The following is a 12,790-nucleotide window of genomic DNA, read 5'->3' as shown; positions in this document are numbered from 1 at the left end:
ATTCTGGGAAACCATACTTCAGTCCGGCATACCATCACCCAGGCGAATGATCCGGCAATTCCAGAGCCGGTAGTGTTGCATCACCTTAGCAACAAGTTCGTCGCGGACCACCATCAGCAATTTGCCCCGGGCCCGGCCGGACTTAACCATTTCTACGGCCTCTCTAATGGCGGGTTCCAGTCCTTCGCCTCGCAGTTCCAGTTTACCAACTTCGTCCACTATGATCCATTCGTAGCCCCGCTGCAGGTCTTCCAGGAGCGTCCGGCGGGCCATGGCAAAAGCTTCGGCCGAAAAATTGAAGCGGTGGATGTTGACAATTTCCTCCGGTGCACATTCGGTTACCAATTCATCCTGCAACTGGAACTGGTGCAAGCGGCGGTCGCCCAGCGTATAGAGGTGACGCACATCGTCGATATCCGGTGCAAGGAAACCGCCCAGGCCCGGTTTGTCTTTGGCCCAGTTCATCAGGCTGGTCGTTTTTCCGGCTTTAACCGGTGCGGTGAAAATGAAAAAATCGAAGGACATGAGATTATCTTTTAGGGGTATAGAGTAAAGCGTAAGTTACGATCCGCACCGCAAATTCCTGCCATCTTTTCCAACCCGGTATTTCCCGGGTCTCTTCCCAGGCAACCCGCGCCAGGGCACGAAAGGCCGGAAGCAAGTCCAGAGCCGCCGCTACTTCGGCGTGGTATTCGGAAGCCTTCTTGCGCAAAAAACGCTGCAATAGCCGCATCAGGACCGGGGCCAGTAAAAAATACCAGATGGCCATGATCCCAAATACCCGGAGTATGAGCCAAAGCGGTTGCAACCAGGCCCGACTTTGCGGTACGAAGTAATAGATCGCCAGCACCGCCAGTAAACTCAGGATGATCCACCGGAAGGTGGCGCGTTTCCAGAGTGGCCGGCGTTTTTTTCCGCTCGTCGGCGAATCTTCATGCAGCGTGAGTTTAGGTAATTCCAAACGCCCGGCAGCAGCAAATACCCGGTCGGGTAGCCGACCGGCCAGCCAGCCGATAAGGATGCCGCAGATCAGATAAATTCCGACGTAAAAGCCTACGATCCACAAACTGCTATTTACCCCTGAACCGGTCTCCAGTACCCCGAATTTTTGTAACACCGAATCGAAAAAGGCATCCAGGGATTCCCAGAGAGGCATACCGAACAGCAGAGTGAGCACCAGCAATTTCTGCAGCGCCGCTTCCAGCAGGGCACAAATTCCCAGTAGCAAGGCCGCCAACCGGAAAGACGGCAGGACCGAAAACAGCAAAGCGCCCAGTAATCCCTGGAACGTCACTGCAATGTAGGCCGGCAGAGGAGAATGAGGACTGACCATGCCCTTGATGATCAATACCAGCAGCAAGGCCCGCGGAATGGCGACCGCCGGCTTTTTGGCCAAATAACCGATCAGGGCGATCAGCAGGACCGCTCCACCCCCGACAAAGATCCCCGTGAAAGGCGAACGGAAAAGATGCATCAACCCACCCAACCCCGCTTCGTTGAGCGCCCAGAGGGCCGTCAGTCGGGTCAATACGGCCTGCTCATCGATACCGTACAGCGTTCGGATGGTCGGTGTTTTAGTTTTCATTTTGCCAAAGAAGGCTTGCTGCTTGAAGTTGCCGATACTGGTCGCTTAACGTTTGCCGAAAGTCTTTTTCCGGTAGCTGATCGAGCCCCAGTAATCGCCGAGTCTATCTTCAACAAGATAGCGATATATTTTCAAATACATATCGAAACAACGGATGAATGTTGAACCCTATCTATTTCCTACCTTTATCCATCGAAGTGTTAACCGGAGAAAGGATCATTGATGCTATTATGGTCACCAAAGGGAAACCGGTCGTTGAACCGGACCGATAATTATCATTTCATAACCTTCCATCACCAGATATAAATTATTTAATCAGCAGTGAATTCCAAGGACCGCACCGCCGGAGAAAAGGCCGTACTGATCATCAATATTTTTGTAGCCGGCCTCTGTTCCATCATTTACGAACTGTTGATCAGTACTACCTCCAGTTATTTTCTGGGGGACAGTATCAAGCAGTTCTCCATTACGATCGGTATCTATCTGGCGGCCATGGGCCTGGGCTCCTACCTGTCCCGTTTGCTCGGCGGACAGCTCATTCTGCGATTTATCGAAGTGGAAGTATTGCTGAGTCTCGTAGGTGGATGTAGCGTACCGATCCTGTATTTCGTTTTTGCCAACAGCACTTACGCCCATTTCAATCTCGTCATGATCCTGATGATCACCCTCATCGGTCTATTGACGGGACTGGAAGTACCCCTGCTCAGTCGGATCCTGACCAAACACTACCCACTGAAGATCAACCTGTCCAATGTACTATCACTCGATTATATCGGCGGGCTGATCGCTACCCTGCTCTTTCCGTTCATTCTGTTGCCCTGGTTGGGCGTTTACCATTCTTCGCTGATCTTCGGTCTGGTGAACCTGAGTCTGGGGGTGATCAATCTGCGTGTCTTCCGGGAACTGCTGGACGGTCCGAAAAAAAGAAAATACTGGCTGGGCGTGATCCTGGCCATCACCTTTCTGGCGGGCATGCTGCTCACCGCCGGTCAACTGCTCAGGGCCTGGAGCGACACCTTTTACCGGGACCGGATCATATTCACCAAAACGACACCCTATCAACACCTGGTGCTGACCAAAGGCGGAGATGATCTGCGCCTGTACATCAACCGGGTCATTCAGTTTTCCTCAACCGATGAATACCGTTACCACGAGCCGCTGGTGCATCCGGCAATGAGTCGGGCCAATTACCGGAAAAAAGTGCTGATCCTCGGGGGCGGCGAAGGACTCACTGCCCGGGAAGTGCTGAAATACCCGGAGGTAGAGCAGGTTATTATCGTCGATATCGATCCGGAAGTTTTCCGTATTGCCCGCTCCAACGAACAGCTAAGGGAACTCAATAGGGAAAGTCTATTTGATCCTAGGGTGGAAACTGTAGCCGAAGATGCCTTTGTTTTTCTCCGACAATACGAAGAATTGTTCGACGTGATCATCGCCGACCTCCCCGACCCTACTTCCGAAAGTTTGGCGCGGCTGTACAGCCAAGAATTCTATGCGCTGGCCCGCCGGCGTCTGGTACCGAACGGCGTTTTTGTGACCCAGGCCGCCAGTCCCTATCACACCACCAATGCCTTCTGGTGTATCGCCGCCAGTCTGGAAGCAGCCGGTTTTACGGAAGTACTCCCCTACCATACTTACGTGCCTTCTTTCGGCGACTGGGGATTCGTGCTGGCTGCCAATCGTTCGCTCCGGGAATCCGTCCGGATCGAAGTGCCCTGCCGCTTCCTCAGCGACAGTACGGCGCGGCGGCTGACATATTTCGAAAAAGACCTCATCCCGGGCTCGGCGATTGACACCAATACGCTCGACCAGCCTCGTTTGCTGGATTATTATCTGGAAGATTGGCGGCGGTGGAGCCGCGAGGGGAATCAGGCGCAATAGTGGATAGCTCCAGCTTCCGGTCGGCAAGGGCTGCCGACCGGAAGTCGAAACTACATTTATTACGGCCGCACCTGCAGATACTTAAAGGTGTATTCTTTCGGCGGTGTCGCACCGAGCAGATGCTCCACAAAATAATCCCAGCGTTTGCGCATCATATAGGGTTCATTGCCGAAACCGTGCCGACGGTTGGGGAACATGACGAGGTCAAAATCCTTATTGGCCGCAATGAGGCGATCTGCCACAAGCAGGGTATTGTAATAGGGTACGTTATCGTCCATGGTGCCGTGCGCCAGCAGGAGTTTACCCTTTAGGTTCTCTACCAGCAACTGGTTGGCCTGATTGTCATAGTTGGTGGTCCCATCCGGATTTTCAACCAACAACCCCTGCCACTTTTCGCCCCAGTCATCTTCGTAGTTCCGGTTATCGTGATTACCGGCGCCGCTCACGGCAACTTTGAAGAAATCCGGATAACGCAGGATGGCATCGGTAGATGCAAAACCACCACCGGAATGGCCGTAAATGCCCGCCCGGTCGAGGTCGATCCACGGGTAACGCTCCGCCAGTTGCTTCATGCCGGCGATCTGATCGGGCAGACCGTTATCGCCCATATTGCCGTAATAGGCCGTATGGAAAGATTTGGACCGCATCGGCGTTCCCATCGCATCCAGGGAAACGACAATGAACCCGAGATTGGCAATGGCCTGATTATCGCGGCGGGATGGGGAGAAACTCCGACTACCCACACTGCCGGATTGCGGCCCCGGATAGATATAGTTGATGATGGGATATTTCTTATTGGGATCGAAATCCGCCGGTTTGAACAACAGCCCGTAGAGGTCCGTTTCCCCGTCGCGGGCCTTTACACTGAAGGGCATCGGTGGCTGCCAGCCGCTAGCTACGAGTTTGGTAATATCGGCGCGTTCGAGTTCCAGGACGATCTCGCCCCGCATGTTGCGTACCACGCTCACCGGCGGCTCGGTCGGTGTGGAATAAACATCCACCAGATAATCTCCGCCGGGGGAAAGGCTGACTACGTGATTGGCACTATCCGGCGTGAGCAATTGCAGATCGGAACCATCCAGATTGACCCGGTAGAAATACTGGAAATACGGATCACCGGGTTCCCGGCCGGCTCCCGTAAAATAGATCACCTTATTGTCCCGGTCGATATGCCGGATATCCAGCACGTTCCAGTCGCCCTGGGTAATCGTTTTGGTCAGTTCTCCGCTTTTCAGATCGTGGAGATACAGATGTCCCCAGTCACTTTTCTGGGAATACCAGATGAAGGCGTCGAATTCCGGCAGAAAACGCCAGTTACCGTCCCCGTTGCCGGATTCGTAAAAAGTGGGTACTTTTTCGGAATAAACGGTCCGCACTTTTCCGGTTGCGGGATCCGCCACCCGCATGGTAGCTTCCTGGTGGTCCCGGGAATTGGACAGGAAGGCCAGTTCCTCGCTGTCTTCACTCCAGGCAACATCCAGGAATTTTCCGCCCCAGCCGGCAATGTGGTCGGTTGTAGAAGAACGGTGCGGATCCGCCGGCATTTGCAGGCGCACCACCCGCTGGTCGTCCAGATGGATCACCACGCGCTCGATGCGGAAGATCAGACTGTCACCCGGCAGTGGGTATTTCCAGGCTTTGAGTTCGGGGTGCCCGACATTGGTAGTCGCCAGGTACATTTCGCCCACACCCCGGCCGTCGTGCTGGAAGGTGGCGATCTTTTTGGAATCGGGCGACCACAGCAGTACGGGGCTTTCCCGCTGGATCCAACCGGCGTTGTTGGTAGCGTAGCCGAAATCTTCCACCCCATCGGTAGTGAGCTGGGTCACCTCGCCGCTTGCCAGTTCTTCAATGTAGAGATTGTAGTCCTTAATGAAGGCGGCTTTTTTGCCGTCCGGCGAAAGAATGGAATTGCGGGGGGCGCGCGGTTCGGGCTTCTGGGTATCCAGGGTGCCTTTGGCCGGATCGTAAACGTAACGACTGCGGCCCATATTGAAACTGACTGTCTTCAGATCGTCCGAAAATGCAATTCCGGAAAAAGGCAGATTGGAAGCTGTGTATTTGCCGCCGGTCTCCTTTGATAGCGCTGCGGCCAGTTTGCCGTGATCGAATGCACGTTTCCGGCTCTTCTTTGAGATATCTACCAAAATGAAGAATTCTCCATCAGCGGCATTATTGCGGTACCAGAAACGGTTCTCATCGATCCACTTGGCCCGCACACTGCCGTCGTATACGAGATTCCGGGTGTATTGGGACAGGCCCTGTTCGGCCTTTTCGTAATCTTCAGCCTTCAGTGCATCCGGTTCGTAAGGTGTTTGGGCCAACAGCATCGAGCCGGAGAGCAACCCCATGATCAGCAATAGAGGGATACTTCTTCCCCAGTGATGTTTTTTTTGCATACTAGTCGGTTTTTTATTTTGATTTAAGCGAAGCTATCTAAAATTTCCTCACTGGGCTCCAAAAGGCGGGCTTTTCACCGATAGCAGAAAACTTTAGACAACTTCAGCAAAAATAGCCTGATTTGGCAGAACTACTAAGCGGTATTTGGTCCGGTCGTTTACGAAAAACGTTTACACGCCGATGCTCAATGCTCAGCGGCCCTTTCCAAAGCTTAATTTTTTCCTTAAATTTATTACAGCTTTTCGGCGCGTTAACAGCTCTGATCTAAAGTTTTTCAACCGGAAGACAACACCTACCTAAACCCAATGTCATCATGAAACAGGATAAAACCCCAAAGGCTGAGCTATCGGTCGCCTATTTTACCGAGCATCCGGATGTCAAAAAAGAGATCGAAGACGTCCTCCTGCCCTACCTCGCAAAAAAGAAACAAGAAAATCCGAACTTCAGTTTTTCCGACGTCCGGGATAGTGCCGGCAACTGTTACGTAGACCTCGTTCAGGAAGGCGGCGGCGTACTGGGGATTGCCCTGGTCGGTTTCACCTACGCTCTGGAAAAAGCCGGTATCCGTTTTCTGAAAATGGCCGGCACCTCTGCCGGAGCGATCAATACCGTCATGCTGGCGGCAGCCGATGTGCCCGCCAAACCCAAATCGGAAAAGATCCTGGAAGCCATCGCCGGGATCGATATCCTCAATTTTGTGGACGGCGATAAGGACGCCCGGAAATTTTTCAAGGCCCTGATGAAGGGGAAAGGAAAGATCAATATGGCCTTCCGGGGGGTGCAGGTGATCGACAACTTCAAAAAACACCTGGGGCTGAATCCCGGAAATGTTTTTTACCAGTGGCTCGCCGACACGATCGAATCCTACGGGATCCGCACCGTAAAGGAACTGCGGGAAAGAATGGAAAGCCTGCCGGACGAGCTCCAGGAAATGATCTATCCGGCCGACAAAGCCTCCGAACGGGAGAACGACTGGCCCTTCGCCCTGGTTGCCGCCGATATTACCACGGAGTCCAAAACCATCATGCCTAAACACGGGCCGCTTTATTTTTCCCAGCCGGAGGAAGTCCATCCCGCCTATTACGTACGGGCGTCAATGGCCGTACCCCTGTTTTTTCATCCATTGTACCGGGACCCCGCCCGGTTCCAGGAGAGACACCCCTACCTGGGGCAGGAGTTGCCTGGAAAGCATGAGCTTTGGGAATCCGAACTGCACTACCACGGCGAAACTCCGGACAAGGTGATGTTCGTAGACGGGGGCATCCTCTCCAATTTCCCGATCGATATTTTCCACAACTGGGATAAAGTGCCCCGCCGGCCCACCTTCGGGGTAAAGCTGGGGCTTTCCCGCACTACCTACAACAAGGTGGAAGACATGAGCACCTTCGGACTGATCGGTGCCGCCTTCAATTCCAGTCGCAATATGCGCGATGCCGAATACATTTACAATAATCCCGAGCTCAACCAACTGGTAGCCCAGATCAATACCGGAGATCACGACTGGTTGAATTTTGCCCTCACCAATGAAGAAAAACTGGATCTGTTCTACCGGGGTGTACAGGCCGGGGTGGCCTTCCTGACCGGTTTCGACTGGGAAGCCTACAAGTCCGGGCGTCGCCGGAAATTAATGAGCGTTGTCAACCGGCTCAGCCAGGACCTCAGCCTGCTGGATAAAGCCGAGGCCCGCCGGGCGAAAACCCGTACCCGGTCCAGATCCATGAGTCCCGCTGACCTGCAAAAAGCCAAAGCGGTGGAAGCTGCACAGAAAGCGCTGGAAGATCGGCTCAATACCGTCAAAGCATTCTGCGAGCAGATCGATATCCTCTGGATTGACGGCGATTACGAGGAAAGTAAAGAGAAGAATTTACCGGAGGTCCGCTTTATCGAATCCCTGGATGTCAATTACCGGGTACACTGCCTGACCGAAGCGGAAGCGGAAGCCCAATTGCTGCGGAAGCCCCAGCCGTTTGATGTGGTGATCTCCGATATAAAACGCCGGAATGATCCCACTGCGGGCATTGAATTCCTCAAAAGGATGGTAGCTGAACTCGGACAGGGACAAATGCCGCCCACTATTTTTTACATTTCGGATTTTGATCCCTCGCGCGGTACGCCGCCCTATGCCTTCGGCATCACCAATTCCCCTACGGAGTTGATGCATTTGATCGTGGATGTGCTCCAGCGGAAATTTTGAGCGGTGCTAAATCTCCTAATCAATGGCGCTCACTGGCCATTCGGATTTTTCAGATAATAAAAGCGACCGTCTTCCGCTCCGATGAGCAGGTCCGGTACGCCGTCTTTATCCCAATCGACAACGGTCGGACTGGTGGTATGTCCGGCCAGTTCCATATCCGTGAGCGGTCCCATGTCCTGCAGCATAATGCGGCCGGCCCGGTCGGCGCCCATATTTTTGAAGAAGTTGACACTAACGCTGTTCACCAGCAGGTCCAGGCGGCCGTCCCGGTCCCAGTCGACAAAACAGAATTTCCGGCGACCGCTGCTCCCGCCGATCCGGTTATTCAATTTGAGCAGACTGTCGGCGGGGCCTTCCTGTTCGCGGTTCTTGGCGTCGAATACCGAGGCGCCTTTTCCCCGAAATATCCTCTCGGGTGCTTTTAGTTTCAACTGGCCGGCGTCATCCTGGTAACGCTCAAAAAAGGACAAATAGCCTTCGTGGTCCAGCATGATCAGATCCTGCAGGCCATCATTATTCCAGTCGATCATATAAGGAGTCGTGCGCCACTGCGTGGCCAGTTCCTGCCCCTGCGGACTCCACCAGTTCCACTCCGGTTTCGGGTTGGTACCTTCCCACTCTACGGTTACGGGGCGCGCCGCCGTTAATTGCGGATTACCGGGCGTACCTACATTTTCGTACCACACTACTTTGCCCCAGATAGAATTCAGCATGATATCCGGCAAACCGTCCTGATCCCAGTCGGCTACGCTCAAGGTGCTGTATCCCCACTTCGCCTCGCAGGGTCCCTGGATTGATCCGTTGCCTCCGGCCATCGGGCGGATCACCTGTCCGTCCGCTTCCAGATAGCGGGGTGGCGCCCAGCGCGGGGAAGTACCGCCGTCCAGGTTTTCGATGAATCCGATGTAGCCCGCCGTGTTGCCGCAGATCAGATCTTCATCGCCGTCACCATCCCAGTCGTAGCTGAAGGGCGTGACCAGGGCTCCGAATTTGAGATCCGTGGCTTCCTGCTGGAAATATTGCGGTGGCAGGAATACCGGGGTCCCATTTTTCAATTGACCGGTATTTTTCACCAAGGCTACCCGGCCGTCTTCATCCCCGACGATCAGGTCGATGTGCCCGTCCTTATTCCAGTCAATTGATACCGGCGTGATCATCTGCAGGTCCATCCGGATATCGCGTTTTTGGTGCTGCAGGCGAACGCCCGCCTTGAATTCGGGCTTGCTCCGGCTACCTTTATTTTGGAAGTAGGTGAAGCCGTCCATAAATTCACCACAGATCAGATCCAGATCCCCATCGCCGTCGTAATCGGCAAAACTGGGGGAAGGCATGCCGTAAACATCCATGGGTTCGGTACCCGCCAGCAGTTTCCGGGGCTCAGCGTACCGGGGGCGGTCATTCGTTCCCTCATTGATTGCGAGATAGACATATCCGTGCAGGGGACCGTTTTTCCACCGGCCGTCCTCATTGTAAGCGTTATCCCAACCGTAATCTTCCCACACGCCGATACCGATGATCAGGTCCTGATCACCATCCGCATCATAGTCCAGATATTTCCACTGATTGGCCCGGGTACGGCCGTGCATTGCTTTCAGGTCGATTTCCAGCGGAATGGACCGGGCCTCCTCCAGGCCTTTTTCCCGAAAGTTCTCGTATACCTTGCCGGGACCGAGGATAAGCGGTTTACCGTCCACAACGGACAACTGCAAATTCCGCGCACTGCCACCCAGCCGGACGGCGGGCTTAAATACCGCCATTTCCGCATCTCCCCCCGGGTTTTCAAAAAAGTAGATCCCATCGTAGGGCACGTCCGGGCAGGCGACGATCAGATCCAGGTCCCCGTCCTCATCGTAATCCATGGGCAGGGGCCAGGCCCAGAGGCCGACACCAAGGTCTACGCTCAGGTCGGGATGATTGAATGGTACCCGGGGCAGGTCCTGGGCGGTCAGATTGAAAAGCAGAAAAAGGGAAAAAATAATTGGCAGCAATCGCATGTAAAGAGGATTTTGGTCTTCGTTAGTTTCACCAATAGACGGTAGTATTCCAAAACTACACTGATGCAGGGCCTCAGCCTGATAGTTTTAGTCCGTTTTTTAATCTTTTTTTGATAATCCGGGGATCCTGCAGGCACGCGCTAGGTCAGATCCAGCGCCGAAATATAGACCGGCGCGTTGCGATAGGCTTCCACCGTAGCCGGATCGGGATCGGCGAAACGGATCAGGATATTCACCGGAGAGGGCTTTTCCAGATGGTGTAACAGCCCCAGCTTGCCGGACTGCAAAAAGAAGCGGTAACGCTCACTGGCGTCATCCAGCCAGAGCATGCCGGTATGCAGGCCTAGTTCCGCCAGTACACCCTCCATCAGGGTGAAGATCTCCGCTTCGTAACCCGGCCGGAGGTATATGCCCTCGAAAGCGGCGAAGCGAAAGTCCTTCGGATTGAATAAACGGGAAAGCAGTGGCAGGTGCGGCACCAGGTTCAAAGTGAGTTTACCGGAAAATCCGGGTAAATGATTGATCACCCAGTTTACCGGCATAGCGCGTAAGCCGGCGACGATCTGTCCCTCGCGTTGCAGTACATAATAGTGATCATCCTGGAAAAGATGGTCCGGAAAAAAGAGATGATGATCGCGGTGTTGCGCACTAACGGACTGCCGGATGGCCTCCTGCTCCTGCGGACGGATCTTACGCACACCAGCGTCCCGTTTTGGAAAGAACCGACTGAACGGCAGGGTACGAAAACTGCGGACCTTTTGAAATCCGAAGGCGCTGCAGATCTGTAGGGAGCGCTGGTTTTCCGATTCCACATAAGCGTAATAAAATGCACGAGCATAGTCGGCCGATACCGGAGCGATCAGTTCGGGCCGGGAAAACAACTCGAACAACTGGTTTTTGATGAAGCTACGCGGATGGATCACAAAACTGCCATCGGGCACCAGCCGGTTTTTGGCGGCCTTTTTATTGCGCAGACGCTCCGTGAAAGACAGGTAGCGGATGTAATAGGCATCCGCCGTGTGATTGCCTTCCGGAGTAGTCCGGCGGCACAGCGTCATGCCCGCCAGCGCTTTCCCCGACCGCATTAGATTGATGTAGGTGGCTCGTTGCAATTGCCCGATCCGTTGCCGGGTATCCAGATGCTGGTATAAGGTCTTTCCGGGAGTGCCCCAAACGGTACGCACCAGTAGTTCCACAAATTCCTTTTCGGGTTCATCCGCCCGCACCAGTGACCAGGATCCACGCTCAAAAATTATTTTTCTATTCATTTTTAAGTTTCTACCACAGAAAAAACCGTATTCACCACCAATTTCAGCAACAGTACCCAAATGAACGGAGGTTTGTGATGAATTACAAAAATTATAAATCACAATCACACCCAATATGAAAAACAATCTCAAAAAATTAAATGGGCATAAGTTTTATTTGCTTCTGGTACTAAGCTTATTGATCGGTGGATTGAGCGCCTGCCAGGAAACTGAAATTGCGGATGACGGTGGAAATACGGATGATCCCGTGGTGGTGGATTGTTCAACGGAAGGCACGGTAGCGATCTCTTCCACTGCCGTTATTCAAAATTTACAACAGGCCATACTCGCTTTTCGGAATTCCCTTTCCGAAAGTTTACTGGAGACCGGTAGCACCTGCCTGGATGACGAGCGAGTTTATCTCTGGCACAACACGCCGGCCAACAATAACCGGGATGGGATCACTTATGGCGACCTTTCCGATGCGCAACTCGTACTTTTCAAAACGTTGCTCCAACAGTTCCTGAGTGATGCCGGTTACCAAAAAGTCGACGAGATCACCACCCTGGCCGAAGGCTTCCTGAGTGAGATCAATTCCGGCATGTGGCATCCGGATTATTACTCGATTGATATGTTCGGCGATCCGGAAACCAGCGGGTCCTGGGGATTTCAGATCGACGGCCACCATTGCGCCATTACTTTTCTGGTGCACGGTGATCAGATTTCCATGGTACCGGCCTTTCTGGGCGGAGAACCAACCACGGAAACTTACAATGGGACCAGTTTTGACATTTTTGCCGATGAGCGGGATCTGGCTTTAGCACTGTACAATACGCTCAGTACGGACGAACTCGCCGCTGCGGTCTCTACGGGAAGTCTGGGTCTGAAGGTCGGTCCGGCCAGCCAGAACGGCAATCCCGATCCCTACCGGGGCGATTACGACTATTCCGGATTTGCTACGGGTTTAAAATATTCCGAAATGACTTCCACCGCCCAGGCCAACCTCATCGCGTTGATGCAGGAATACGTTTATAATTTGGAAACTACCTTTGCCGATGAATGGTGGTCCGATGTTTTCGCCAATATCGAGGATACTTACTTTGTCTGGATCGATAATGTCACCACTCCTTCGGCGACTACGCAGTTCTATTATCGTATTTACAACCCTTACCTGTGGGTGGAGTACAATATGGAAAATCCGGTGGGTCAGGGCATTGAAACCTGGAACCACGCCCATACCATTACCCGGATACCCAATAATCCAACGGATGATGCATTCGGGGGAGACTACGGCATTTTTGCCCAGATCATCAATAACGGAGGAACACGTACCTTATTTGAGCACTATGCACTGGCGGATCACCACAAATTAAGTGAGATCCAGTTCGATTATACAGTTGAAGGAATTGGTCACACGCACGATCTGCACGCGCACACCCATGTGCATTGAACAGAAGATAGATTTTGATTTTTTCATGCGAGGCGTAAA

At 53.3% G+C, this 12,790-nt stretch carries 8 protein-coding genes; 3 read left to right on the top strand and 5 right to left on the bottom strand.

Annotated elements, in window-relative coordinates:
- Positions 1-18: 18 nt before the first annotated feature.
- Positions 19-525, bottom strand: a complete 507-nt coding sequence (locus CRP01_RS32870; protein ID WP_099154325.1) for a hypothetical protein — start codon at positions 523-525, stop codon at positions 19-21.
- A 4-nt stretch (positions 526-529) separates the two neighbouring features.
- Positions 530-1,585: a hypothetical protein gene (locus CRP01_RS32865; RefSeq protein ID WP_099154324.1), complete on the bottom strand. Its 1,056-nt coding sequence runs from the start codon at positions 1,583-1,585 to the stop codon at positions 530-532.
- Between the two features lie 321 nt (positions 1,586-1,906).
- Here CRP01_RS32865 and CRP01_RS32860 point away from each other — a divergent pair, with 321 nt between their 5' ends.
- The gene (locus tag CRP01_RS32860; RefSeq protein ID WP_099154323.1) at positions 1,907-3,466 is read left to right on the top strand and encodes a polyamine aminopropyltransferase; all 1,560 of its coding nucleotides are present in this window, start codon (positions 1,907-1,909) and stop codon (positions 3,464-3,466) included.
- A 59-nt stretch (positions 3,467-3,525) separates the two neighbouring features.
- Here CRP01_RS32860 and CRP01_RS32855 read toward each other — a convergent pair whose 3' ends face one another.
- On the bottom strand, positions 3,526-5,865 hold the full coding sequence (locus CRP01_RS32855) for a S9 family peptidase (RefSeq protein ID WP_233752807.1): 2,340 nt from the start codon (positions 5,863-5,865) through the stop codon (positions 3,526-3,528).
- 314 nt (positions 5,866-6,179) lie between these two features.
- Here CRP01_RS32855 and CRP01_RS32850 point away from each other — a divergent pair, with 314 nt between their 5' ends.
- A complete protein-coding gene (locus tag CRP01_RS32850) occupies positions 6,180-8,060 on the top strand; it encodes a patatin-like phospholipase family protein (protein WP_099154322.1) in 1,881 nt (626 codons plus the stop codon).
- Positions 8,061-8,089: 29 nt separating this feature from the next.
- On the opposite strand, the gene CRP01_RS32845 is transcribed toward CRP01_RS32850, so the two are convergent.
- A complete protein-coding gene (locus tag CRP01_RS32845; RefSeq protein WP_099154321.1) occupies positions 8,090-10,054 on the bottom strand; it encodes an FG-GAP repeat domain-containing protein in 1,965 nt (654 codons plus the stop codon).
- A 140-nt stretch (positions 10,055-10,194) separates the two neighbouring features.
- On the bottom strand, positions 10,195-11,322 hold the full coding sequence (locus CRP01_RS32840; protein ID WP_099154320.1) for a hypothetical protein: 1,128 nt from the start codon (positions 11,320-11,322) through the stop codon (positions 10,195-10,197).
- 115 nt (positions 11,323-11,437) lie between these two features.
- Between CRP01_RS32840 and CRP01_RS32835 the strand changes: the two genes are divergently transcribed.
- Complete coding sequence (locus CRP01_RS32835) at positions 11,438-12,751, top strand: DUF3500 domain-containing protein (RefSeq protein ID WP_099154319.1); 1,314 nt, start codon at positions 11,438-11,440, stop codon at positions 12,749-12,751.
- Positions 12,752-12,790: the final 39 nt, after the last annotated feature.

The organism is Flavilitoribacter nigricans DSM 23189 = NBRC 102662, assembly GCF_002646595.1.
Taxonomy (GTDB): Bacteria; Bacteroidota; Bacteroidia; order Chitinophagales; family Saprospiraceae; genus Flavilitoribacter; species Flavilitoribacter nigricans.
Note: the sequence above shows the minus strand (reverse complement) of the source record. Positions and strands in the feature narration are given on the sequence as shown.

Excerpts from the sequence above, each read along its gene's own strand:
- CRP01_RS32870 (WP_099154325.1), bottom strand. The coding sequence starts at position 525 with ATGTCCTTCGATTTTTTCATTTTCACCGCACCGGTTAAAGCCGGAAAA.
- CRP01_RS32865 (WP_099154324.1), bottom strand. The coding sequence starts at position 1,585 with ATGAAAACTAAAACACCGACCATCCGAACGCTGTACGGTATCGATGAG.
- CRP01_RS32855 (WP_233752807.1), bottom strand. The coding sequence starts at position 5,865 with ATGCAAAAAAAACATCACTGGGGAAGAAGTATCCCTCTATTGCTGATC.
- CRP01_RS32850 (WP_099154322.1), top strand. The coding sequence starts at position 6,180 with ATGAAACAGGATAAAACCCCAAAGGCTGAGCTATCGGTCGCCTATTTT.
- CRP01_RS32845 (WP_099154321.1), bottom strand. The coding sequence starts at position 10,054 with ATGCGATTGCTGCCAATTATTTTTTCCCTTTTTCTGCTTTTCAATCTG.
- CRP01_RS32840 (WP_099154320.1), bottom strand. The coding sequence starts at position 11,322 with ATGAATAGAAAAATAATTTTTGAGCGTGGATCCTGGTCACTGGTGCGG.
- CRP01_RS32835 (WP_099154319.1), top strand. The coding sequence starts at position 11,438 with ATGAAAAACAATCTCAAAAAATTAAATGGGCATAAGTTTTATTTGCTT.